The sequence below is a fragment of the Bacillus sp. FSL K6-2431 genome, from assembly GCF_038005165.1.
In the GTDB taxonomy this organism is placed as follows: Bacteria; Bacillota; Bacilli; order Bacillales; family Bacillaceae; genus Bacillus; species Bacillus pumilus.
In genome coordinates, this window is the sequence record NZ_JBBOSQ010000001.1 from 490577 (window position 1) to 516017 (window position 25441).

General features: G+C 41.8%; 27 protein-coding genes. All 27 read right to left on the bottom strand.

The features are described 5' to 3' along the window. Positions 1–15: 15 nt before the first annotated feature. The 27 genes from MHH40_RS02440 to fliM all read right to left on the bottom strand — a co-directional run bounded on the left by MHH40_RS02440 (position 16) and on the right by fliM (position 25413). Positions 16–1713 (bottom strand): proline--tRNA ligase, encoded by a 1698-nt coding sequence (locus tag MHH40_RS02440; RefSeq protein WP_050945032.1) that lies wholly within the window; start codon positions 1711–1713, stop codon positions 16–18. A gap of 79 nt (positions 1714–1792) precedes the next feature. Next, entirely contained in the window at positions 1793–3058 is a 1266-nt protein-coding gene (gene rseP, locus MHH40_RS02445) for an RIP metalloprotease RseP (RefSeq protein ID WP_106055909.1), read from the bottom strand. Positions 3059–3064: 6 nt separating this feature from the next. After that, entirely contained in the window at positions 3065–4216 is a 1152-nt protein-coding gene (gene dxr, locus MHH40_RS02450; RefSeq protein ID WP_003211521.1) for a 1-deoxy-D-xylulose-5-phosphate reductoisomerase, read from the bottom strand. Between the two features lie 39 nt (positions 4217–4255). Further along, entirely contained in the window at positions 4256–5050 is a 795-nt protein-coding gene (locus MHH40_RS02455) for a phosphatidate cytidylyltransferase (RefSeq protein WP_044141895.1), read from the bottom strand. Positions 5051–5062: 12 nt separating this feature from the next. Further along, a complete protein-coding gene (locus MHH40_RS02460; protein ID WP_003212321.1) occupies positions 5063–5845 on the bottom strand; it encodes an isoprenyl transferase in 783 nt (260 codons plus the stop codon). Between the two features lie 129 nt (positions 5846–5974). Then, on the bottom strand, positions 5975–6532 hold the full coding sequence (gene frr, locus MHH40_RS02465) for a ribosome recycling factor (RefSeq protein WP_003212469.1): 558 nt from the start codon (positions 6530–6532) through the stop codon (positions 5975–5977). A 1-nt stretch (position 6533) separates the two neighbouring features. Beyond that, positions 6534–7256 carry a UMP kinase gene (gene pyrH, locus MHH40_RS02470; RefSeq protein WP_003210919.1) on the bottom strand — a complete coding sequence of 241 codons (723 nt, stop codon included), beginning with the start codon at positions 7254–7256 and terminating at the stop codon, positions 6534–6536. 134 nt (positions 7257–7390) lie between these two features. Next, a complete protein-coding gene (gene tsf / locus MHH40_RS02475; protein ID WP_003211584.1) occupies positions 7391–8272 on the bottom strand; it encodes a translation elongation factor Ts in 882 nt (293 codons plus the stop codon). Positions 8273–8363: 91 nt separating this feature from the next. Continuing rightward, positions 8364–9098 (bottom strand): 30S ribosomal protein S2, encoded by a 735-nt coding sequence (gene rpsB / locus MHH40_RS02480; RefSeq protein ID WP_003212093.1) that lies wholly within the window; start codon positions 9096–9098, stop codon positions 8364–8366. Between the two features lie 155 nt (positions 9099–9253). Beyond that, positions 9254–9793 carry a Swarming motility protein SwrB gene (locus tag MHH40_RS02485; RefSeq protein ID WP_050945035.1) on the bottom strand — a complete coding sequence of 180 codons (540 nt, stop codon included), beginning with the start codon at positions 9791–9793 and terminating at the stop codon, positions 9254–9256. Positions 9794–9814: 21 nt separating this feature from the next. Next, on the bottom strand, positions 9815–10582 hold the full coding sequence (locus MHH40_RS02490; protein ID WP_012009976.1) for a FliA/WhiG family RNA polymerase sigma factor: 768 nt from the start codon (positions 10580–10582) through the stop codon (positions 9815–9817). A 24-nt stretch (positions 10583–10606) separates the two neighbouring features. Next, positions 10607–11107 (bottom strand): chemotaxis protein CheD, encoded by a 501-nt coding sequence (locus MHH40_RS02495; protein WP_003212153.1) that lies wholly within the window; start codon positions 11105–11107, stop codon positions 10607–10609. Continuing rightward, positions 11107–11733: a chemotaxis protein CheC gene (locus tag MHH40_RS02500; protein WP_003211405.1), complete on the bottom strand. Its 627-nt coding sequence runs from the start codon at positions 11731–11733 to the stop codon at positions 11107–11109. Before MHH40_RS02500 ends, MHH40_RS02495 begins: the two co-directional genes overlap by 1 nt. Positions 11734–11745: 12 nt before the next feature. Next, positions 11746–12207, bottom strand: coding sequence for a chemotaxis protein CheW (locus MHH40_RS02505; RefSeq protein ID WP_003211606.1), 462 nt, complete (start codon positions 12205–12207; stop codon positions 11746–11748). 24 nt (positions 12208–12231) lie between these two features. Continuing rightward, the gene (locus tag MHH40_RS02510) at positions 12232–14262 is read right to left on the bottom strand and encodes a chemotaxis protein CheA (RefSeq protein WP_003212481.1); all 2031 of its coding nucleotides are present in this window, start codon (positions 14260–14262) and stop codon (positions 12232–12234) included. 5 nt (positions 14263–14267) lie between these two features. Next, entirely contained in the window at positions 14268–15341 is a 1074-nt protein-coding gene (locus tag MHH40_RS02515) for a protein-glutamate methylesterase/protein-glutamine glutaminase (RefSeq protein WP_003210900.1), read from the bottom strand. Next, on the bottom strand, positions 15338–16243 hold the full coding sequence (locus tag MHH40_RS02520) for a MinD/ParA family protein (protein ID WP_050945041.1): 906 nt from the start codon (positions 16241–16243) through the stop codon (positions 15338–15340). The genes MHH40_RS02515 and MHH40_RS02520 overlap by 4 nt, the downstream gene beginning before the upstream one ends. Further along, positions 16240–17355, bottom strand: a complete 1116-nt coding sequence (flhF, locus tag MHH40_RS02525) for a flagellar biosynthesis protein FlhF (protein ID WP_268458646.1) — start codon at positions 17353–17355, stop codon at positions 16240–16242. Before flhF ends, MHH40_RS02520 begins: the two co-directional genes overlap by 4 nt. Then, positions 17355–19388: a flagellar biosynthesis protein FlhA gene (gene flhA, locus MHH40_RS02530; RefSeq protein ID WP_050945043.1), complete on the bottom strand. Its 2034-nt coding sequence runs from the start codon at positions 19386–19388 to the stop codon at positions 17355–17357. Before flhA ends, flhF begins: the two co-directional genes overlap by 1 nt. A 29-nt stretch (positions 19389–19417) precedes the next feature. Then, positions 19418–20506 (bottom strand): flagellar biosynthesis protein FlhB, encoded by a 1089-nt coding sequence (gene flhB / locus MHH40_RS02535; protein ID WP_003211738.1) that lies wholly within the window; start codon positions 20504–20506, stop codon positions 19418–19420. Then, complete coding sequence (gene fliR, locus MHH40_RS02540) at positions 20503–21282, bottom strand: flagellar biosynthetic protein FliR (RefSeq protein ID WP_012009967.1); 780 nt, start codon at positions 21280–21282, stop codon at positions 20503–20505. The genes flhB and fliR overlap by 4 nt, the downstream gene beginning before the upstream one ends. 6 nt (positions 21283–21288) lie before the next feature. Further along, entirely contained in the window at positions 21289–21558 is a 270-nt protein-coding gene (fliQ, locus tag MHH40_RS02545; protein ID WP_003211206.1) for a flagellar biosynthesis protein FliQ, read from the bottom strand. A 16-nt stretch (positions 21559–21574) separates the two neighbouring features. Next, the gene (gene fliP / locus MHH40_RS02550; protein ID WP_003211147.1) at positions 21575–22240 is read right to left on the bottom strand and encodes a flagellar type III secretion system pore protein FliP; all 666 of its coding nucleotides are present in this window, start codon (positions 22238–22240) and stop codon (positions 21575–21577) included. Next, positions 22233–22892 (bottom strand): flagella biosynthesis regulatory protein FliZ, encoded by a 660-nt coding sequence (fliZ, locus tag MHH40_RS02555; RefSeq protein ID WP_050945044.1) that lies wholly within the window; start codon positions 22890–22892, stop codon positions 22233–22235. The genes fliP and fliZ overlap by 8 nt, the downstream gene beginning before the upstream one ends. Positions 22893–22910: 18 nt before the next feature. Continuing rightward, on the bottom strand, positions 22911–23273 hold the full coding sequence (locus MHH40_RS02560) for a response regulator (protein WP_003212360.1): 363 nt from the start codon (positions 23271–23273) through the stop codon (positions 22911–22913). 27 nt (positions 23274–23300) lie between these two features. Further along, the gene (gene fliY / locus MHH40_RS02565; RefSeq protein WP_050945045.1) at positions 23301–24425 is read right to left on the bottom strand and encodes a flagellar motor switch phosphatase FliY; all 1125 of its coding nucleotides are present in this window, start codon (positions 24423–24425) and stop codon (positions 23301–23303) included. Beyond that, a complete protein-coding gene (fliM, locus tag MHH40_RS02570; RefSeq protein WP_003212239.1) occupies positions 24415–25413 on the bottom strand; it encodes a flagellar motor switch protein FliM in 999 nt (332 codons plus the stop codon). Before fliM ends, fliY begins: the two co-directional genes overlap by 11 nt. Between the last annotated feature and the right edge of the window lie 28 nt (positions 25414–25441).

A 25441-nucleotide genomic window follows, 5' to 3' on the forward strand; every position in this document is an offset into this window, starting at 1 on the left:
TTTTTTGTTCGTTTTTTATGCTTGGCGTATAAATGAAATCAGCTCATCAACAGATACTTCGTGTGATTCCCCTGATTTTCTAAACTTCACTTCAACAATGCCTTCTTCTGAACGTTTTCCGCAGCTAATGCGAATTGGCAGCCCAATTAAATCACTGTCTGCAAATTTCACGCCTGCTCGCTCCTGACGGTCATCGAAAAGTACGTCAAAGCCCTCATCTTCTAAGCGCTCGTATAACGTTTCAGCTAGCTCTTTTTGAGCATCGTTTTTCATATTTAATGCAAGGAGATGAAGGTCATATGGCGCAACAGCTTCCGGCCAAATGATTCCTTTCTCATCGTGATGCTGTTCAACAATCGCTGAAAGCGTTCTAGAGATACCAATACCATAGCAGCCCATAATCATTGGCTGCGCTCGACCATTCTCATCAAGGTACGTCGCATCCATTGACTCAGAATAACGAGTGCCTAGTTTAAAGACTTGTCCTACTTCAATCCCTTTAGCAAACTGGATTGTGCCTTCTCCATCTGGAGAAACGTCGCCTTCTTGGATCAAACGGAGATCTGTGAATTCTTTCACTGACACATCACGCGCAGGATTGACATTGATATAGTGATAATCCGCTTCGTTTGCACCTGCAACAGCATTTGTCATGCCTTTAACCGCAAGGTCTGCATAAATATCGACTTCTGCTTCCAGCTTCACTGGACCAACAAATCCAGGCTCTGTTCCAATGACTTCTAGTACTTCTTCGCGAGTAGCAAGCTCTACAAGCTGTGCTCCTACCAAGTTTTTCACTTTCACATCATTTACTTCATGGTCGCCTCTCGTCAGGATGAGAACATACGCATCATCTGCTTTAAACAAAACAGACTTGATACAAAGAGAAGGATCAACTTCTAAAAATCCAGCGATGTCTTGAATCGTTTTTGCTTGCGGTGTATGGACTTTTTCAAGTTCTTTGAAGTCCGCAGGATTTGCTTCTTCTCCTTGATATACAGCTTCAGCCATTTCAATGTTCGCAGCATAGGAAGATGTATCAGAGTATGCGATTGTATCTTCTCCTACTTCTGACAGTGCCATAAACTCATGTGTATCTTTTCCTCCCATTGCACCAGAATCTGCAATAACTGGTCTAAAATTAAGACCTACTTTTGAGAATACATTGGAGTAAGCTGTAAACATCTTGTTGTAAGTGTCATCAAGGCTTTCTGGTGAAGAATGGAATGAGTACGCATCCTTCATAATAAATTCACGTCCGCGTAGTAGCCCAAAACGCGGTCTCTGTTCGTCGCGGAATTTTGATTGAATTTGATAAAGAGTTAAAGGAAGCTTCTTATACGATTTCACTTCGCTGCGTACAAGTGATGTAATCACTTCTTCGTGCGTTGGGCCAAGTGCAAACTCACGGCCATGACGATCTTTCATACGCATCAATTCTGGACCGTATGTATACCATCTTCCTGACTCTTGCCACATTTCTGCCTGCTGCAGCACTGGCATTAACAGCTCAGCTGCTCCCGCCTTTTCCATCTCCTTGCGAACGATGGATTGAATATGCTGGATGACTTTATGAGCAAGCGGCAGATAATGATAGATTCCGCTTGTGTTTTGTCTAATGAACCCAGCTCTTACTAAGAGCTGGTGACTTTTTGCCTCAGCATCTGCTGGCACCTCTCGAAGAGTTGGTATGAAAGTCAGGGATTGTCTCATGTCGTTACACCTCATTTATGAAATAGGACTTCTCACAAAAACTCTTGTTTCCCGTAATGAGAAACAAGAGACATTGGTTTTATAAAAATAATCGCTGGATGTCATTCCACGTAACCACTAGCATTAACAGCATGAGGAATGCAACACCGATAAAGACAACAAGTGCTTCTTTCTCACGATTAATTGGTTTACCGCGAATGGCTTCAACAAACAAGAATAGTAAACGTCCTCCGTCTAGTGCAGGAATCGGCAATAAATTCACGATACCTAAGTTAATACTAAGGAACGCCGCAAACTGCATTAATGTTAACACACCTTGCTTAGCTACTTCTCCTGTCATGTCATAGATCCCAACAGGACCTGCTAACATATCTAGTGAAAATTGCCCTGTGACAATCTTTTGTAAGTTCGTTAAAATCAGACCTGCTGTTGAAATCACAGTCGTTCCTGAGGATGAAATAACCTTCAGAAATCCATTTTCCGTTGGCGGATAAGATCCGAAACGGCCAATGTTTTTTCCGTCTGCTTTCACAGCTTCTGGTACAACCTGCACAGTGCTTTCTTTGCCGTCTCGGTCAATGACGACATTCATTTTTTTCTCAGGGTTCTTTTGAACGGTTTGAACGACATCTGTCCAAGAATTCATTTTATCCCCGTTAATGGACACGATGTGGTCTCCCTGCATGAGTCCAGCTTCTGCCGCTCGGCCGTCTTTCGTCAGCTTGCCGAGTACAGGATCATCAACGGTGACCCCTTGAATAAACCCTAAAGCAACTAAAATCACATACGCCAAGATAAAGTTCATAATCGGTCCAGCTGCGATCGCTTTAATACGCTGCCATACCGTTTTTGATCCAAATTGACGATTGTACGGTGCAATTTGAATCTCTTCACCATCTGCAATATAAAAGCTTGTTTGACTTACATTGTAGCCAGTCAAAATATCTTCATTTCCAGCTTCATATCCTGAGATTCTCATGGCATGATCTAAATCAATCTGCTCAACTTCGATGACAAGTGCATCAGGATATTTTTCTTTATCATTTAAAATGATTTTTTCTACTTCATTTTGCTCATTGAATAAGAGCCCCACTGTATGACCTGGTTTAATTTCAATGACTTCAGGGTCCTCTCCTGCCATTTTAACAAATCCGCCAATAGGGAGAAGTCTAATGGTATAAACGGTTTCTTTTCGTTTAAAGGAGAAAATCTTCGGCCCAAAACCAATTGCGAACTCACGGCATAAAATCCCCGCTCGCTGCGCCATAATTAAATGGCCAAGCTCGTGGAAAAAAACGAGCGTTCCAAAAATAATAATAAACGCAATCACTGTATTCACGAACATACCACCTTATGTGAGGATTGATTGAACAAAGTCTCGTGTATCTTTGTCCACTTCATGGATATCTTGCAAACTAGGCGTTGAAATCACATGATGTCTGTTTAGTGCCTTTTCAATCAATTCTTCAATTTGCAGGAATGTTACTTTGCCTTTCAGAAATGCATCGACTGCCATTTCATTTGCTGCATTGAGCACAGCAGGCATTGTCCCTCCTATTTTACCTGATTCATAAGCAAAATGTAAGCAGCGATACCTGTCAAAATCCGCTTTTTGGAAATTCAATTGTCCAATCTCCCAAAGGTTCAATGATTTTGCTTCTGGTAATGGCGCCCTGTCAGGGTATGTGAGTGCATATTGAATGGGCACTCTCATGTCAGGTGTCCCTAACTGAGCCATGACGCTTTTGTCGTGAAATTCCACCATCGAATGGATAATGCTCTCTTTATGTAACAGCACATCAATTTGTTCATACGGTATATCAAACAACCAATGTGCCTCAATCACCTCGAGCCCTTTATTCATCATCGTCGCTGAATCAATGGTAATTTTCGCTCCCATCGACCAGTTTGGGTGGTTCAGCGCTTCTTCAACCGTAACACCTTCAAGTTCAGTTCGTTTTTTATCTCGGAAACTACCACCTGAGGCTGTCACGATTAAGCGTTCAATGTTTTTAGCTTGTTCACCTTGCAGGCATTGAAAAATAGCGGAATGCTCACTATCGACAGGAAGTAAAGGTACATCATATCTTTTCGCGTACTCTTTTACTATATGACCAGCTGTCACAAGTGTTTCCTTATTTGCGAGTGCAATCGTCTTTTTTTGTTCAATGGCCTTTAATGTTGGAACAAGCCCGACACTTCCGACAAGGGCATTGACCACAACGTCCACTGCATCATAGGTCGCTGCTTCGATGTTGGCTTCATCACCAGCAGCCATTTTGACATCGTATTCAAATGAATGACCTTTTAGCGTGTGATAGGCCTCTTCACTTAAGCAACCGACAAATTCAGGCTGAAACTGTTCAATGATTGGTATGGCTTTGTCTACATTTCGGCCAAACGTCATGGCTTTTAGCTTAAATTTGTCTGGGTGCTGCCTCATCACATCTAATGTTTGTTCTCCAATTGATCCTGTTGCGCCTAATAGCGAAATATATCTCAAATTGCCACTCCTTCTCTCGTTCAATAAGTTTCTATGAGGTTAGCTGGCAAACGTTGCAAGCAATAAATATAAAAACGGCAGAACGAATAAAAAGCTGTCAAACCTGTCCAAAATCCCGCCATGTCCAGGGAGAATTGTCCCTGAATCCTTCACGTGGTAATGACGCTTTAAAGCAGATTCCACAAGGTCGCCAAGCTGTCCAAAGATACTGAGCAAAAGCGTAATAAACATAACGAGCAGATATGATGGCAAAAATCCTGTAACCGCCTGAAACACAAATGACAACACGACCGCTGTGACGATTCCGCCGATAAATCCTTCTACTGTTTTGTTTGGGCTGATCTCTGGCCAGAGCTTTCGTTTCCCCATCGATTTCCCAATAAAATAGGCACCTGAGTCAGTGGACCAAATAATCACTGCTGCGAAGAAGATCGCACTCATGCCATATAAGCCTCTAATTTGAATAAAATAATAGAAACTGACGCCAATATATAATGTCGCTAATATTACAAAAGCAACCTCATCGAATGTGAAAGAGTTTTTACTCAACACTGTATAAGTTAAAAGAATTAAGACTGCAAATAAAGCAATCTGCATTTTTGATGCGTCTACGTTCGGGAAGAAGCTGTTCTCTCCGCCCATTAAAAGCCAAAGCAATATTAAGCTGACAATACCAGGAAAGCTAAAAATCGATATCTTTTTCATTCTTAGAAGCTCAAAGAGAGCGACACTTCCCATTAAGTAAATCAGCAGGGTAAATGGCATCTGTCCATATATAACTGCAAGTAAAAAGACTGCAGCTGCCAAAACACCCGTCAAAATTCTTTGTTTCATCTGCACCACCCTCTAAATTCCACCGAACCTCCGGCCGCGGCGCTGGTATTCTCCGATAGCGCCTATAAGATGCTCATCAGAAAAGTCAGGCCAAAGCACATCCGTAAAGACAAATTCGCTGTACGCAATTTGCCAAAGCATGAAGTTGCTCAATCTAATTTCTCCACTTGTGCGAATAAGCAAATCCGGATCTTGAAGAGATTCTGTCATTAAATAAGCTGAAAACATCTCTTCTGTGATGTCTTCTGCTTGAAGCTTACCTTCTTTGACTTTTTCAGAAATTTGTCTGCATGCGGAGACGATTTCTGTGCGCCCTCCATAGTTGAGCGCAAAATTCAAAATGAGCCCGTCGTTATTCGTCGTACTCTTTACTGCGTTCTCCACCGCTCTTTTCGTATGCTGCGGGAGGCCGTCTGGATCACCTGTTAAGCGAACACGGACATTTTCCTCGATGAGCTCGGGCAGGTAGATGTTTAAAAATTCTTCAGGAAGTTTCATTAAAAAGTCTACTTCTAGTTTTGGACGCTTCCAATTTTCTGTAGAGAAAGCATACAAAGTCAGCACTTTGACATTCAGCTCATTTGCAAGCTTTGTCATGCGCTTGACGACTTTCATTCCTTCATGATGTCCTGCTACCCGCGGAAGAGCACGTTTTTTTGCCCATCTTCCGTTCCCATCCATGATAATGGCGATATGTTCAGGAATTTCTCCATTTAATATGTCTTCTTTTGTCAGACTTTCTAAGTTGGAAGCTGCAGTTTGCTGATTCTTCCAATTTTTGAGTATATTGAGCATGAGATTCCTCCATCACCCAAAAAGGTTGCGTTTCCGCTAATAATATAGTCACCAACAGTATTAACAAAAAAACCCCCTGTAAACATGAAGAGGGTCTTTTCACTATTATCTATTGTACATAGTTTTTTCTTAAACTTCCATGATTTCTTTTTCTTTATCTTTCGTCACGTCATCAATTTTAGCGACATATTCATCTGTCAATTTTTGAACATCCTCTGTTGATGATCTTAATTCATCTTCAGTGATCTCACCATTTTTCTCGAGCTTTTTCAACTCATCGTTTGCATCACGACGAACATTACGAACAGCTACTTTTGCTTCTTCTGAATATTTTCTTACCACTTTCACAAGCTCTTTACGTCTTTCTTCTGTTAGTGCAGGAATCGCAATACGGATCACATTTCCGTCACTTGTTGGCGTGATGCCAAGATCAGACTTTTGGATCGATTTTTCGATATCACCGATAGCTGTTTTATCATAAGGTGTGATAATCAGCATACGTGCTTCTGGCACTGTGATTGACGCGATTTGGTTAAGTGGTGTTTGTGCACCGTAATAATCAACCGTCACTTTATCAAGCAATGAAGCATTTGCTCTGCCCGCACGAACAGTTGCAAGTTCACGTCCGTATGCTTGAACGGCTTTTTCCATTTTTTCTTTCGTTTGGTTCAATACTTCTTTTGACACGTTATTTCCCCCTCACAATCGTTCCAATTGATTCGCCATTTACGGCACGTTTAATATTTCCTTCTTCCATAATAGAGAATACGATTAATGGAATGTCATTGTCCATACATAATGAGGACGCAGTAGAATCCATTACTGCAAGCCCTTCTTTTAGCACATCAAGATATGAAAGCTTGTCATATTTTACTGCATCCGCATCTGTACGAGGATCAGCACTGTAGACACCGTCTACATTATTTTTCGCCATTAAAATGACATCTGCTTCAATTTCTGCTGCACGAAGTGCTGCCGTTGTATCTGTAGAGAAATAAGGGTTACCAGTACCTGCAGCAAAAATTACGACACGTTTCTTCTCAAGATGACGGATCGCTTTTCTTCTTATGTATGGTTCTGCAACCTGTCTCATTTCGATAGAGGTTTGTACCCTAGACTGAATGCCAAGCGTTTCTAGGCTGTCTTGTAGCGCGAGTGAATTCATCACTGTTGCCAGCATGCCCATGTAGTCTGCTGTTGCACGGTCCATTCCTAAGTCACTACCTGTCTTACCGCGCCAAAGGTTTCCTCCGCCTACAACAACTGCAACCTCAACATCTAGCTCTGCAATTTCTTTTACTTGCTTTGCAATTGAATGAATGACAGTTGGGTTAATTCCATTTCCAGCATCACCTGCTAGTGCTTCGCCACTTAGCTTCAGTACAATGCGATTATATTTCGGTTTGCTCATGATAACCTCCAAGTGTAAACTATACCGTCTCTTATTATGCGTAAGAAACTGCCTTTTGTAAATCAATATCCTCTAAAAAATAGGGAACACAGTGCTTGTGCTCCCTAAAAAAGCCCCAGAGAGCTTTTCAAACATTATTTTTTCACTTGGCTCATCACTTCTTCAGCAAAGTTGTCTTGACGCTTCTCGATGCCTTCGCCCACTTCATAGCGAACATAAGTTTGAACGCTTGCGTTTTTCGCAGCTACTACTTGTTTCACTTTTTCATCTGGGTTTTTAACGAAAGCTTGGTCAAGTAAGCAAATTTCTTCGAAGAATTTGTTTAGACGGCCTTCTACCATTTTAGCTACGATGTTTTCAGGTTTTCCTTCTTGAAGCGCTTGCTGCGTTAATACTTCGCGCTCACGGTTTGCTTCTTCTTCTGACACTTGGTCACGAGAAATGTATTTAGGGTTTACAGCAGCAACGTGCATTGCGATGTCTCTTGCAAGCTCTTCGTCAGTTGTTCCGTTAAGAACAGCTAACACACCGATGCGTCCGCCCATGTGTAAGTAAGAACCGAAAGCTGCGTTATCTTCTTTCGTGATAACAGAGAAACGACGTAGAGTGATTTTCTCTCCGATTTTCGCAATCGCAGATGTGATATGCTCTTCAACTGTTGAACCGTTTTCCATTTTAGAAGCATGAGCTTCTTCAATTGTTGCAGGTTTAGCAGCAAGCAAATGATCAGCAAGTTCGTTAAGAAGTGATTGGAACCCTTCGTTTTTCGAAACGAAATCAGTCTCAGAGTTCACTTCTAGGATCACGCCTGTGTTGCCGTCAGTTTTGATAAGAGTTAATCCTTCTGCAGCAATACGGTCTGCTTTTTTCGCAGCTTTTGCAATTCCTTTTTCTCTTAGAAGATCGATTGCTTTGTCGATGTCACCATCAGTTTCTGTTAACGCTTTTTTACAGTCCATCATACCTGCACCAGTTTTTTGACGCAGTTCTTTAACTAATTGAGCAGTAATAGCCATTTTACATTTCCTCCTTCTATGTTAAAACACGGATTACTAGGTGAAAAAAAGGTGATAAAAGGCATTTCCCTCTTATCACCTTTTGAATAGGTTACGCAGTTGTTGTTTCAGTTTCTGTCGTTTCTTCTACAACAGCTTCTTCTTCGCCTTGTTTAGACTCAAGAATCGCATCTGCCATTTTAGCAGTTAGAAGTTTTACAGCACGGATTGCATCATCGTTTGCAGGGATCACAACATCAATTTCGTCTGGATCACAGTTTGTGTCAACGATACCGATGATTGGGATATTCAATTTACGAGCTTCTGCAACTGCAATACGCTCTTTACGAGGGTCGATAATGAAAAGTGCATCCGGAAGACCTTTCATGTCTTTGATTCCGCCTAGGAATTTTTCAAGACGTTCTAATTCTTTTTTCAGTTGAACGACTTCTTTCTTAGGAAGAACATCGAATGTACCGTTTTCTTGCATTTTTTCAATATCTTTTAAACGTTTGATACGTTTTTGGATTGTTTCAAAGTTTGTCAAAGTTCCACCAAGCCAGCGTTGGTTCACATAGAACATACCAGAACGGATTGCTTCTTCTTTCACTGAATCTTGTGCTTGCTTTTTCGTACCAACGAAAAGGATTTTTCCTCCGTCAGCAGCAAGGTTTTTCGTGAAGTTGTAAGCTTCCTCTACTTTTTTCACCGTTTTTTGAAGATCGATGATGTAGATACCGTTACGCTCTGTAAAGATGTAACGCTTCATTTTTGGGTTCCAGCGGCGCGTTTGGTGACCGAAGTGAACACCAGCTTCTAGCAATTGTTTCATAGAAATAACTGACATGTTGTTGCCTCCTAATATAATGGTTTTTTTTCCTCCGCTCAAGTCATGTTCACATAAAACTGCGCCACGGCAGCACCTTCATATGAATCATTAAGCGTGTGTATTTAACACCAAGAAATAATATAACACATGATGGACTGACAATCAAGAATCCTTTACAGCTTTCCGCTAAATTTTAATAAAAGCTCGATTTCTGTCTTGCCCGTTTTCAGTTCTTTCGCTATTTCTTCTAGCGAATGCCCTTGGTCATATAAGGTCTTCACTTGGTCCTCGAATGTTTCTTCTACTTCACTTTCAGAAGACGCAAAAGCGTCTGATTCAAGATGTGGAACGGGTTCGTTTACCTTCTCTTCCTGCACTTCGACTTCGCTAAGGAGAGCCGACAAGTGCTCTGGTACTGGATCTTCACTTTCTACCGATTGCTGGGATTCAATTGGTGTTTGTGGCTGCTTTGGTGTCTGAAAATCTGTTTTCAGCTCTTCAGCAGAAAAATCAGGGGAAGCGGCTGCCACTTTTGATAGTTTGTCATTCTCTTCTTTGACTTCCATCAAAAATGCAGCCAGGGTATTTTCCGTTTCTTCTAGAAGTTCTCGCTGCTTTTGTTCAGTTGCCTTCAGCGAATTCATTCTCGTATATAAAATGATCACAAAATAAATAAGTGCAGCATGAAGCATGAAGCTAATCAGCCATAACATATTTTTTCACTCACTAACTCTTTAAGATTGAATGGCTTTATCAAGCAGATGCTTAAGCTTGAACAATGCCTTTGAATGAATTTGCGAAATGCGTGAGGTCGATAAATTGAGCACGTGACCGATTTCCGTTAACGTCAGTTCCTCTTTATAGAAAAGACTGATCACGAGCTTTTCTTTTTCAGATAGCTCGGTCATTTTTTCAGCAAGCTGTTCTATTAATTCATCTTTCAGCATCTTCTCTTCAGGTGTCACAGTTTTCTCGTCGCGAATCATGACTTGGACGTTTTCACCGTCTTCTTGATCATGCAGCTTCTCGTCGATTGAAAGCAGATTTGCAAAGAAACCTTCATTCATTGTTGTGACAACATCCTGTTCACTCATGCCAAGTTCCTCTGCCACTTCTGTTGGCGTCACATTTCGTAAATAGCGTTGTTCAAGCTTTTCAATAGCCGCTTCTACTTTTTTTGTTTTTTCTCTTGATGTACGAGGCAGCCAGTCCTCTTTACGAAGACCGTCGATGATGGCCCCGCGGATTCTGAAGGATGCATATGTATCAAACTTCAGATCTCTTCCGGGGTCGAATTTTTCAAGGGCATCATATAAACCGAGCATCCCTAGACTGATCAAGTCTTCTTTATGCACTGACTTCGGGAGACCGATGGAAATTCTTCCAACATGATATGTGACGAGCGGCATATAGCGGCGCATAAGATCATCTCCAGCAGCTGGGTCCTTCCACTCTTTCCATCTAGCCCATAGCGCCTGATCTTCGTAATTTAAGGATTGCATCTTTCTCCCCCTATACTTCCTTAGTTATATCTTCATAATGCCTTGCTTCACAGTGCGGATCTCAAGCTCTGTCGTAAGCGGGTCAAATTCAATCGTACGACCATTGTTCCCGCCCGTATCCTCACTAATGATCGGGATGCGATAAAGAGACAGATGTTCTTTAACAGCTGATACGTTTCTAGGTCCAATTCTCATCAGATCATTGGTTGACTTAAACTTAAACATTTCTGCGCCACCAGCAAGTTTTGCCTTTAGCGCATGTTTGCGCGCTCCTTCTTTAAGGAGCAGATCAATTGTATGCTTGACACCTGTATCTGCATATTTAGCCAAGTTCTCCACTGCCCCTTTTGCAAGGGATGAGTCTGGAAGCATGACATGGACAAGACCTGCCAGTTTTTTTTCTTGATCAAACAGAACAAGCCCTACACAAGAACCAAGTCCGGATGTCCGAATGCGGTCCGGTGTTTTCACAAGCTGAACATCCGCTATACCAACCTTTACAACTGCCGGAATCTGAACGTTCATTAAAGGTTACCTAATGCTTTGAATAGTTTTTCAAACGATTCAAAGTCTGGTAATAGAAACATATTTCCTTTCAGCTCTTGCTTATTTTGATCATCAAAAATTGATGTATCAATCACAATTGCCTGATCACCTAGAGGACTGAATTGCATTAACCCTTCGCTAATGACAGCCCCGAACATATCGAGCGTAACATCTGGAACACTTGGGTGAAGCTGCAATTTTGTTAAATCGGCAAGGGCTGATAAATAAGAGCCTGCTAAAATATTTCCCAGCTCGTGTAGTGCTGACGTCCCCATCACATGCTCGTGAATGGTATCAATATCAAATGCTGGATCTCGTACAAGCTCTCTTACAAATTGCTCAGCTTGCTCAAAGGGCATAATGAAAAAGATAGAGCCAGATAAATCTCCTTCCATTCGCAGGAAAATGCTTGCAACTGGGAGGTCTGCACCGCCAAAGAAATCCATTAATTCTTCAAACGAGAGAACCTTGACAAACGGAACAGCCATATCTATTTTGCGATCCAAAAGGCTGGCAAGAGCAGACGCGGCGTGGCCTGCTCCAATATTCCCAACCTCTCTTAATACATCCAGCTGTTCATCTTTTATTTCATTGAAAATGCTCATTTCACATCCTCCTTAATGAACAGGTGCATCTTGAACGCTCTTGTCGAGGACAGCACCAGGGTGAATGATATTAAATAGACGCTGATCATGCTTAATGATACCTGTTACCCATGATTGTCCTTCTTTTTCAGCTGACTCAGGAGAAGATTCTACTTCTTCTTGATGGACTGTAATGACATCATTAGCTTCATCAACAATCCAGCCGACTTCAATGTCACCAACTTGTACAATAATCATTCTTGTTTCATCTGTAATTTCGTTGTCACTTGATCCAAGTCTCACTCTAAGATCGATGACAGGCGTCACGACACCGCGCAGATTAATAACACCGCATATATAAGGGGCAACGCCAGGGACTCTTGTCGGCTGCTGCCATTTTTCAATGGACTTTACTTCTGATACTGAAATGGCGTATTCTTTTTTGTTTACGATAAACACAATCATCTTTTCGCCAGTTTTGATATCTGTACTCATTTCAGACCGCTCCTCTATTGTTTTTTACTTGATCAGTGCATTACAGTCAACGATGAGTGCAACTTGACCGTCGCCTAGGATTGTTGCGCCTGAGATCGCAAACACGTTTGGCAGGTAATCTCCTAGTGATTTCAATACAACCTCTTGCTGACCAATAAATGAATCGACCACAAATGCTGTCAGCTTATCTCCTTTACGAACAACGATGATGTGCAGTTCTTCCTCTAATTCATTCGCATTTGGTACGTGGAATTGTTTCTTCAAGTACACGACCGGTACGATAAATCCGCGGAAATCAATTACTTCGCGATCATGCGTTTGAAGGATGTCGCTTTTCTTAATGACAGCCGTTTCAATAATAGAAGAAATCGGAATCGCAAATGTTTCCTCTTCCAATTTTACAAGAAGTACAGAAATAATCGATAATGTAAGCGGAAGCTGGATCGAGAATAGTGAGCCCTGTCCCTCTGTTGAGTTGATGCTTACAGATCCGCCTAGTGATTCCAGCTTGTTTTTCACGACGTCAAGACCTACACCGCGGCCTGAGATGTCAGATATCTCATCAGCTGTAGAGAATCCTGCTGCAAAGATCAATGAATCAATTTGATGATCTTCAATGGTTTCCGCTTCTCTTTCTGTAATAACCCCGCGCTCTAATGCTTTTTCAAGCACTTTCTTACGGTTAATTCCGCCGCCATCATCTTCTACTTCAATGAAGACGTGGTTTCCGCTATGATACGCCTTTAATAGAACGGTTCCTTTTTCTGGCTTGCCTTTTTTCACACGTTCTTCTGGCGATTCAATTCCGTGATCTAGACTGTTTCTAAGTAAGTGTAGGAGCGGATCTCCAATCTCGTCGATGACTGTTCGATCAAGCTCAGTATCAGCACCTTCAATGATCAGTTCAATTTTTTTATTGAGCTCTTTCGTCAATTGACGGATCATACGCGGGAACCTGTTAAACACCGTTTCTACAGGTACCATTCTCATGTTCAGGATGATCGATTGCAGATCGCCTGAAATACGTGTCATTCTTTCGACCGTATCAGTGAGTTCGTTATTTTCAAGCTCTTTGGCAATCTGTTCTAAACGGCCTCTGTCAATCACCAGTTCTTCAAATAGATTCATAAGAGAGTCTAGACGATCGATGTTGACACGAATCGTTTTTGTTCCTCCTGCAGCTGAACCGTTATTGCCATTTGCTTTTGGTGCATCGTTTGCTGGTGCTTTCGCAGCAGGCACGGAGACTTCTTCTTTTTTCTGTTCAGGTTTTGCTTCTTGTTTTTCAGCTGGATTCGCTTCTTCAAATGCAGAAACTTCTGAGATCTCAACTTGTTCAACTTCTGAGATCGTCATCACGATTTTTTTCACTTCGTCCATCGGTTGTTTAGATAAATAAGAAATACTGAATTCAGATTCGAAATCTTCTGATTCTAAAAGTTCTGCATTTGGAACTGTTTTGACGACCTCGCCTGCTTCGTTCAGTCTTTCAAAGATCATATAGACACGAACGGCTTTTAATAGGCATGCGTCACTTAATGTTACATTGAGTTCATAGCATTTAAAGCCTTGTTCCCTCGCTTCATCAAGCACTGTTCGTTCAAATTCGTTATAGTCTAAGTCATTAGCAGCAGCCGCTGATACAGCCGCTGTTTCAACACTAGGAGCTGCCTCAGCATGGCTTCCTGTCACATCTAGCTTTTTACTAATCTCTGTGACATCGCGTTTCCCATCTCCGCCTTCTGCAATTGATTGAACCATTGCTTCAAGGTGATCAAGTGCTTCAAACATTGTGTCCATTGACTCAGGTGTGACAATCATTTGTTCATTTCGAATGGCATCAAACATGTTTTCTAAATGATGTGTTAGCTGAGCCATATCAGCGTAGCCCATCGTTGCACTCATGCCTTTCAATGTGTGAGCCGCTCTGAATATATCATTCACTAGCTGCAAGTCGGTTGGGTTCTTTTCTAAATCAAGAAGTTTTTCATTACAAGTTTGTAAGTGTTCTCTGCTTTCATCTAAAAAGATATCTAAGTATTGGTTTACATCCAACGTGTTCACGCCCTCTCTTTTTTCATGGAGCTTATAATTGCATGTGCGATGTCATCCACATGCCTTGTTTCATGTGCAAGGCCTGCTTTAATGACTGATTTAGGCATTCCGAAAACAACACATGATTCTTCTTTTTCTGCAATGACTTTTGTATGACCGCTTGCGACCATTTTTTTGACACCTTCTGTGCCGTCACTACCCATGCCTGTCATAATGACAGCAATTTTCTCGTAACCCTTTATATGACTGATGGATTCAAATAAATAGTTAACAGAAGGTTTGTGCCGGCTTTCCGTGTCCTCTGGAGATAGCCTGATGACTAAGGATGCCCCTTGTTCATGAAGTGACATATTCATTCCACCAGGTGCTATGTAAGCCACTCCATTTTTAGCGATGTCTCCATCTTGTGCTTCTTTAATCGAAATTTGAGATAAATGGTCTAACCTAGTAGCAAGTGATGCTGTAAATCCTGCCGGCATATGCTGCACAATCAAAATAGGTGCTTCTATGTCCTTAGGCAGCTTCGTGACAACTCGTTGAAGTGCCCTTGGCCCTCCCGTTGATGTTCCGATTGAAATAATCTTTCGGAGTGAGCCACTTTTTACGGCTTGCGGGCGAGGTGTAGCCACTGGAATTGGCGGCTTCATCACCGGCTTTGGAGAAACCTGTACTTCAGTGCGTTTCCTTGACAGCCCTGCCGCAAGCACCCGCTCTACAATTTGGCCTCTTACTTTGTGTAAATCGAGCGAAATACTTCCTGAAGGCTTTGTCACAAAGTCAAAAGCACCAAGTTCTAAGCAATGGATGGTTAAATCTTTCCCTTGCTTTGTCTGGCTTGACACCATAATCACGGCAAGGTCGTGTTCAGCCAGAATTTGTTTTAATGCTTCTGTTCCATTTAAAACAGGCATTTCCACATCTAATGTGACGACATCTGGATTCAGTTCCTTGATCCGTTTTAAGGCATCTTCCCCATTTCGCGCCGTTCCGACGACTTCTATTTCTTGCTCGGCACTTAGGAAATCACTAATGAGCTTTCGCATAAAGGCCGAGTCATCTACTACAAGCACTCTAATCATGAGTCCACCTTCCTCCTTTTAAAAAAAGAGGACAACTTATCTATAAACGTATGCTGCTCTCTCTGTGCCTCTCTTATCTGCTGTTGATAAAGTGTTTCTGCCAGCATCTTGATCGTTTTACTCAGCCGTGAATGAGGCTGCTTCATATAAAATGGAATTTGTTCAGCCACCGCTTTTGGAACCGCAGGATCATCAGGCACAGCACCAGCAAATACTAGTTTTCTGTGTAAAAATGATGTGACCACTCCTGCTAATTTCCGGTAGGTTTCTGACCCTTCTGACGAGGTTTTACACCGGTTGACAATGATTTGCACAGATTGTTCGAACTGATGAATCGCTAAGTGTTTAATTGCGCTGTAGGCATCCATGATTGATGTTGGTTCTGGCGTTGTCACAACCACAACTTCTCCTGCTGATAAAACAAAAGGCAGTTGATCTTTAGACAAGCCAGCCCCCATATCAAAGAAGATACAATCAAAGTCGTGCATCATTCTTTCCATTTCCTCTAGAAAGAACGACCATTGATCCTTATCTAAAGAAAACAGCTGTTCAAGTCCGCTGCCACCAGAAATGTAATAAAGGTTGTTCGTTCCTTGGGTCATAGCTGCTTGGAAGGATTTCTTCCTGACAAGAACATCTAATATAGAGCTAGTCGAAGTTTTTCCTAGTAAAATATCAATATTGCCCATACCAAAATCAAGGTCGATGACTAACACTCGCTTCCCTGCATTTGCGATAGACAGTGCCATATTCAGCGTCAAATTCGATTTTCCAACCCCACCTTTACCGCTCATGACAGCAATGGTTTTTGCCTGTCCGCTTATACCAAGAGGAGCTGGTGCGATCGTTTGATTCTGCTGAACGAGCTTTCTTAAACCTTCTGCTTGGTCGGGCTTCATCATTGTAAGACCATCCTTGTTAATTCAAGAGGAGAGCCCTCAAGAATATCCTCAGGAACATTTTGACCATTTGTTAAAAAGCCAAGTCCAATTTGAGAGTCTGCAATGATTTGAAAGATGGTTCCCATCGTGTCTGTTTCATCTACCTTTGTAAAAATGAATTGATCGATTGGAACGTGTTCAAAGCGTTTAACCATGGCTTTCATGTCCTGATACTTCGAGGTCGCACTCATCACTAGGAAACTTTGAATGCTTTCATTAAATGGAATGATGTCTGTCAGCTCTTTGATATACGCTTCTTCTTTAAAGTTACGACCCGCTGTGTCTACGAAAATATGATCATACTCTTTAAACGTCTCTTGAGCTTTTACAAAATCCTCTCTCGAATAACAAACCTCAAGCGGTGCATTGAGCAGTTCCGCATATGTTTTCAGTTGTTCGATCGCTGCAATTCGGTACGTATCTGTTGTAATAAAAGCGATTTTCTTTTGCTTCTGAATGGCCGTTTTAGCAGCGAGCTTTGCAATCGTTGTTGTTTTACCAGCTCCAGTTGAACCAAACAGCACAATGTATTTTGAACGAATCATCGGCTCTTCAGAGGTGTGAGCCGGCAGCATATCTGTCAGCTGTTGTTCAAGTTCTTTTTGAATTTGATCTTCCTTGACAGCACCCTTCGTTAAAAGACCTTTGAGGCATTCGTCTCGAATGACATCATCAAGACCTTGATCCTTCAGTTTTTGATCGATTGCCATGAGAGGATCAGGCAGAATACCAGCATGCCGCTCATTCCTCGCATATTCTAAAGGCTGAGCTTGAGAAGGTACTGGTTTCACTGCCTCAGGAGCAAGAGACGGCTCTTCAGGCCGGTGTTGAATCTGCTCCTTTTTCGGAAATACTGGAAGAGGAGGCGCAGGGTGTCCACCTTTACCCGCTCTTTCTTCAAAATCTTGATCCAGCACTGCAATCACTTCAACCATTTGCTGTTTCTTTAAACCGAACAGCTTTCGTTTCACAACGGTTTTGGAATTTAAAATGACGGCATCCTTTCCAAGCTGCTGCCTAATTTGAATCGTTGCCTCCTGCATTGAATTCGCTGTGATTTTTTTCATTTTCATTAGATATCCACCACTCCGATGCTCTGTACTTCCACATTTGCTTCTAGTTCGTTATAAGATAGTACCGGTAAATCCGGGAAATATCTTTCTAACAGCTGCTTGACGTACATTCTTATAGGAGGTGAGCACAATAGAACCGGCGTTTCCTGACGAAGCGAAAGCTGTTCAATTTCTCTCGCCACTGATTGAATCACACTTTCAGAGGATTCTGGATCTAACGATAAGTAGTTGCCATGCTCTGTCTGCTGTACGCTGTCAGCAATCACCTTTTCCACTCGGCCTGAGCATGTCACGACTTTGAGCGATTCATTTTCTCTCGCATATTGTGCAGTAATCTGTCTTGCCAGCGCCTGTCTGACATACTCTGTTAACAAATCTGTATCCGTCGTTAATTTTCCGTAGTCTGCAAGCGTCTCAAAAATGGTGACAAGATTTCGAATAGAAACCTTTTCTTTCAGCAGTTTTGCAAGCACTTTTTGAATCTCACCAACTGCTAGTGGATTCGGGGTCACTTCATCCACTAAGACAGGATAACTTTCTTTCAGATGATCGATTAATTGCTTCGTTTCTTGGCGCCCGAGCAGTTCGTGTGTGTTTTGTCTAATCTTCTCTGTGATGTGAGTAGACACAACAGATGCAGGATCTACAACCGTATAGCCGAGCATCTCAGCCTGATCTTTTTCTGCTTCTGAGATCCATTTAGCCGGAAGACCAAAGGATGGCTCGATTGTTTCGATTCCTTCAATCGGATCATCATCAGGCGTAGGAGACATCGCTAAGTAGTGATCAAGCAGGAGCTCGCCTTTTGCCACTTCGTTCCCTTTTATTTTGAGTCGATACTCATTTGGGTTAAGTGCAATGTTGTCCCGGATCCGGACAACTGGAATCACAAGACCGAGTTCAAGGGCAAGCTGCCTTCGGATCATCACAATTCGGTCTAACAGGTCACCGCCTTGATTTGCATCGGCTAGCGGAATCAGGCCGTAGCCAAACTCAAATTCAATGGCATCCATTTGGAGAAGGTGAATGACGCTTTCTGGACTTTTCATCTCTTCTACCTCTGCCTGCTCCTCTAGTACCTCTTCTATTTCTTCTTGATCCTGTTTGTTTTTTGACATCAAGTATGCGCCGAGGGCAAGTAAACCTGCGATCGGTCCTGTCAAAAGTACGCCGATTGGAGTAAACAACCCAAGAAGGAAGATCGTGCCTGCTGTGACATAAAGCATGGCTGGGAATGCAAAGAGCTGACCTGTAATGTCTGATCCAAGGTTTCCGTTAGAAGCTGCTCTCGTAACAACAATCCCTGTCGCCGTTGAAATGAGGAGTGCCGGAATTTGAGAAACAATTCCGTCCCCTACTGTTAACAGGGTAAAGTGGGAAGCTGATTCTTGAATCGACATGCCTTGCTGAAGCATCCCAATAATAATTCCAAATATAATATTGATGATAACGATGATAATACCAGCGATGGCGTCCCCTTTAACGAACTTACTGGCACCGTCCATCGCTCCATAAAAGTCTGCTTCCCTCGCTACTTTTTCACGGCGGTTTCTTGCTTCACTTTCTGTCAGCATCCCTGCATTTAAATCAGCGTCAATACTCATTTGTTTACCTGGCATCGCATCAAGTGTAAATCTTGCCGCAACCTCTGATACACGCTCAGCCCCTTTAGTAATAACAATAAACTGAATGATGATCAGAATAAGGAAAACAACGAGACCAACGATGATATTTCCTCCAACAACAAATGAACCAAACGTTTCTACAACCTTTCCAGCATCTCCTGTTGAAAGAATAGAACGTGTTGTAGAGATGTTAAGCCCTAAACGAAACAGTGTTAAGAGCAAAAGCAATGATGGAAAAATTGAAAATTCCAGTGGTTCTTGCATGTTCATAGTGGTGAGAAGCACGATAAGCGCAAGAGAAATATTAATAATGATTAAAATACTTAATAGCATTGGCGGAAACGGTATGACCAGCATCGCCACAATTAAAATAACACTGAATATAACAGATAAATCTCTTGCTGACATGCCTGTTCTCTCCTTTTAAAACCAAAAATTCATAAAATCTTTTGTTTCGTTTTATAGACGTAAGCTAAAATTTCTGCGATCGCCTTAAAGTATTCCTCTGGGACCGCTTGGTCGATGTCGACCTGATCATATAGTGCCCGAGCGAGCGGCCGGTTTTCTACGGTCATGATATCGTGCTCTTTCGCAATCGTTCTAATTTTCAAAGCTAAAATATCTGTCCCCTTTGCCACAACAAAGGGCGCGTCCATCTTTTCTTCGTCATATTTCAAAGCAATTGCATAGTGGGTTGGGTTTGTAATGATGACGTCCGCTTTTGGGACTTCCTGCATCATCCGTCTCATGGCCATTTCCCGCTGGCGCTGTTTAATCTTAGATTTTATGAGCGGGTCACCCTCTGATTTTTTATACTCATCTTTGATGTCTTGTTTGGACATCCGTAAGTTTTTTTCATAATCAAATTTCTGATACATATAATCAAGCCCTGCTAAGATCATGAGAGCACCTGCTGCATATAGCCCCATAATCAAGGTCATATTTGCGACGAAATGAAGGGTTTCCTCTGCTGTTAATAAAGGAAGCCTCAGGATTTCGTCAAAGTGCATCCAAAGTGCAATAAATGTCGCAAAACCAATTAAACCAATTTTCAAAATGGATTTTAATAGCTCTACGAGGGCTCGAATACTGTATATCCGTTTAAACCCTTTGATTGGATCGAGTTTTTCTAATTTTGGTTTGATTACTTCTGTCGAAAAGAGAAAACCAACTTGCAAATAGTTACTGATGATCCCTGCCAGCATACCAACACCAAGGATTGGCATGAGGAGGATTCCTGTTTCCTGAAGCAATTGCACAAATAGTTGATGAATATTAGACGTGCTAACCTTCATTAGCATCGTTGTTGAATAAAAACGTTCAATGAGCGCAATAATACGCTCTTTCATAAAAGGCCCAATAAAAAAGAATGATAAAAAGATTAATAGAAATGAGATGGCTGTATTGACGTCGGTACTTTTGGCAACCTGACCTTTTTTACGTGAATCTTGTCTCTTTTTCGGCGTTGCTTTTTCTGTTTTTTCACCTGCGAAAAATTGCAAGTCTAGTCTAAGTCTTGTCATCATGACGAACCACCGACCAATGCTAAGAAATTCCTCATGGTGAGTACAATCGTATCAAATGTATTTTGGACAACCCCGAAGATGACGCCCATACAGATGATGATCATAATAAAACTCACACCCATTTTAATAGGAAGTCCGACAACAAAAACGTTCATCTGCGGAACTGTTCGTGCCACAATGCCCAGTGCTAAATCGACCAAAAACAAGCTGGCAACGACCGGTGCTGAGATTTGAAAGGCAATGATGAACATTTGGTTGAAGCTCTTTGCAATAAAATAAGCAAAGGATTCACTGCCGAAATTCAGTGCGTACTGATCAACTGCAATATATTGAAAGCTGTAATAGATTCCATCAAGCAGCAGGTGGTGTGCATTGGTTGCCAGCATCAATAGCAATGTGACCGTATAAAAAAACTGCCCCATCAGCGGCGTTTGCGCCCCTGTTTGCGGATCAATCACATTGGCGATCGCAAAGCCCATTTGAAAATCAATAAATGAGCCGGCAATTTGAACAGCGGACACCATGATATATGCAATCAAGCCAAGCAGAAGTCCGACCATTGCTTCTTTCACCGCAAGCATCATATAAAGACCGTCTATGTCGAGTGCTGGCGGTTCCTTAATCGTGCTAAAACTAATCACGGCTAAAAACAGAGAGAATCCAACTCTGTGTACAGCTGGGATCGTTCTATGCGCTAAAAGCGGTACTGTCACAAAAAAAGCGGTGATCCGAATAAAAACTAATAGAAAAGCAGGGAATAATTCTATGATTGACATCGCTCGTTAACCTGCAAATCGATCTAAATTCGAGAACAGCTCTGTCGTAAAGGACACAATGGTTGACAGCATCCATGGACCAAACACAACAAGCCCGATAAGAACTGCAACAATTTTAGGAATGAACGCAAGCGTCTGTTCTTGAATTTGGGTTGTCGCCTGAAACACACTGACAATCAGTCCCACAATAAGAGCGAGCGCTAGAAGCGGCCCACTGACAAGCAATACCACATACACTGATCTTTCAGCCATCGTAATGACAAATTCTGAACTCATGTTTTAAGCACCTACTCTAAAAGCTTTGCAGCAAAGATTTAACAATCAAATACCATCCATCGACTAAAACAAATAACAATATTTTAAAAGGGAGCGATATCATAACCGGCGGAAGCATCATCATCCCCATTGACATCAGAACACTTGCGACCACCATGTCAATAATTAAAAAGGGAATAAAGATCATGAAACCAATTTGAAATGCCGTCTTTAATTCTGAAATCGCAAAAGCGGGTACCATCGCCGTTAACGGAATATCTTTTATCGATTCAGGTGTATCGATTTTTGCGTAACTAAGAAATAAAGCCAAATCCTTCTGTCTCGTATGTTTACTCATAAATTCTTTAATGGGCACTTCGGCTTTTTCATATGCCTGATTGAGCGTAATGTCATCATTTAAAAGCGGCGTGAGTGCCTCTTTATTAATCTCTGAGAACGTGGGTGCCATGATAAAAAATGTGAGAAACAATGCAAGCCCTACAAGCACTTGGTTTGGCGGCATTGAGTTGGTTGCAAGTGACGTTCTAACGAATGAAAGTACAATCACAATTCGTGTAAAACACGTCATTAAAATGAGAATGCCTGGTGCAACCGAAAATACGGTTAAAAGTAAAAGAAGACGGACAGACGTGCTAATATTCCCTGCACCGCTGGAATTAAATAAATCGATAAACTCATTCATTTTGTTTCGGGCCTTTCTTTCTGACTTCTGATTGGGTCTTTTTCAATTCGGCTAGCTGCGCCTTCAAATTGGCTGAAAAAGAAGAAGTGGTTGGCTGATCCTGTTTCTTTATCTGAGATGTGAATTTTTGAACGATTTTTGGTAAATCTGTTTTGCTTTCCATCGCTTCTTCGTATTGTTTCACGATCGCTTCACATTCTTGTTCATCATCAATTTCTTTTAGCAGCTGGATTGAGTCCGCTACTCCGACAACTAATACTCGTTTGCCCACTTTGATAAGCTGGACTGAACGGTTTTGGCCAACCGTCGTTCCGCCAATATTTTCAACATAGCGAAATGGTTTAAGTAAGCGGTTTTGCTTACCAACAAATCTCACCAATCCATATATGAGCAGGATGACAAAAAGTAAGGCACCAATCATTTTGACAAAATCCATAATGGAGACAGAAGAAGAGGGAACTTCTTCTGCCGGATTCGTTTGATTGTCAGTGGTTGTCTTTTCTGTATCCTTTTTGCTGCCTTTCTCTTCTTTGAGCCAGTCATTCACTGTGCCATTTTCAGGATCTTTCGTTTCAGCAAACAGTGAGACAGGCTGTATCGTTAAGAAAAGCATAAAACTGATCATTGCTATACATATCAAACGTTTTTTCAACAAGTCTTACACCCTTTTTTAGCCTAACGTTTTATTAATTGCTTCAAGTACACGGTCTGCCTGGAACGGCTTCACGATAAAGTCTTTTGCACCTGCTTGGATCGCGTCAATAACCATTGACTGCTGGCCCATTGCAGAACACATGATGATTTTTGCAGAAGCGTCGATTTGTTTAATTTCTTTTAATGCTGTGATCCCGTCCATTTCTGGCATTGTGATATCCATTGTGACAAGATCAGGAGATGTTTCTTTAAATTTTTCAACTGCTTGAGCGCCGTTTTCTGCTTCTCCTACTACATCAAATCCGTTTTTTACAAGAATATCCTTTATCATCATTCTCATGAATGCTGCATCATCTACGATTAATACCTTAGTAGCCATTTACTTATTCTCTCCCTGTATGTTTGTTTATTTTAAATTAGAAAGTCTTTCTGACTGACTTAAAATATCAGTCACACGAACACCAAAGTTCTCATCAATGACAACGACTTCCCCTTTGGCGACGATTCGTTTGTTCACTAGAATGTCTACTGGCTCACCAGCAAGTTTGTCCAGTTCAATAATACTTCCTGCTGAAAGCTCAAGGACTTCTTTGACACTTCGCTGAGTTCTTCCAAGTTCCACCGTAATGGAAAGCGGAATGTCCATCAGCATATCAAGATTTCCAAGCTGGCTTGTTGTATGCTGAGGCTCACTGAACGCTTCAAATTCAACTGGTGCCACATTTACAGGTGCTGCCGGCTTTGGCTTCGCCTGTCTTTTCGGCGGAGCAGCTTGCTGCGCTGGTGCAGACTGCGTTTGAGGTGCTGCCTGCTGAGGTTCAGGTGTGCTCACTTGCGTGTCTTGAACCGGCTCTTCCTCCTGCGCTGGGTCTGTTAATTCTGCAATTAAATCTTTCGCAAATGTAATAGGATAAAGCTGCATAATATTTGAATCAATGAGCTCTCCTATTTTTAATCTGAAGGACACTTTGACAAGCATTTCTTCAGCTGGGATCCGGTCTGTTCCTTCTCCTTCTTTCACATCAAGTAATTCGACGCGAGGCGGAGAAATATCAATCTTTTTATTAAAGACCGTCGACATGGATGTCGCAGCAGAACCCATCATTTGGTTCATCGCTTCTTGCACTGCACTTAAGTGAATCTCGCTTAAAGAAGGGTCAGCATTTGTCCCGTCTCCGCCCATCATTAAGTCCGCAATGACTGCTGCATCTGTTTGCTGGACGACAAGCAGGTTACTTGCGCTGAAGCCTTCCGTATAATTCACTTCAATCGCGACATACGGATGAGGAAATTCCTCATTCAGCATACTTTTTTGAATCACTGTAACAGTTGGAGTGGTAATCTCCACTTTTTGATTTAATAGGGTTGAAAGTGCTGTAGCAGAACTGCCGAATGAAATATTTCCGATTTCTCCAATGGCATCTTGCTCCATTGCAGAAAGGATTGTTTCAGGCTCTATATCGTCATTGCTGCCTCCTTTAAGGAGCGCATCGATTTCGTCTTGTGATAATTTACTTCCGTTATTCTCCATCTTCTTCACCTCTTATGTCGTGATCTAGAATTTGAATCGCCTGTTTCCGATTCACGCGGCCGGCCTGTCCCAAGAATTTCGGTTTATTTCCGACCATAACAGTAAGAGGCGCATTTACTGGTTTGTCCAAGGCAATACAATCACCAATTTCCAAATTCAAAAACTCTTCCACCGTCATTTCCGATTCCCCTAGCTCTGCGACTACCGGTATCTTTGCCGTCATAATCCGTTTTTCAATAGCCTTTGTTTCTTGTTGTTTTGGTTCATTTCGTTCAGACTGCATCCAGTAGTGTACAGACAGCTTTGGAATAATAGGCTCTAATACAACATGAGGAATACATAGGTTAATAACCCCGCTTACCTCACCAATTTGTGTATTAAGAGAAATGACGACAACTGTTTCGTTTGGTGACACCATTTGAACAAACTGGGGATTTACCTCGAAATCTGCCATTTCAGGCTCGATGTCGGTTATGGACTGCCACGCTTCTCTGTAATTTTCCAAAGCTCCCTCAAACATGTTTGAGATAATCTTTGTTTCGATTTCTGTAAGTGATTCTGTCTTATTATGACTAATGCCTATCCCGCCCATCAGCCTGTCCATCATGGCATAGCCGATTGTTGGGTTCACTTCAAGCATAATTCTTCCTTCAAGCGGGCTGACATAAAATAAGTTTAATAATGTCATATTAGGAATCGAACGAATAAATTCTTCGTATGGTACTTGGTCAACCGAGCTGACAGTAATTTGAATATATGATCTTAGCTGAGCTGAAAAGTGTGTGGTGAGCAGTCTAGCGAAGTTATCGTGAATCCTTGTTAAACTTCGAATCTGGTCTTTCGAAAAGCGAAGTGCACGTTTAAAATCATACACCTTTACTTTTTTCGTCGTTTCTTCTTTTTTCAGCTCTTCTGCATCCATTTCGCCTGTAGATATGGCGGATAATAATGCATCGATCTCATTCTGGGAAAGCACTTCTCCTGACATTTCTTCACCTCCATCGTGTCAATTAATC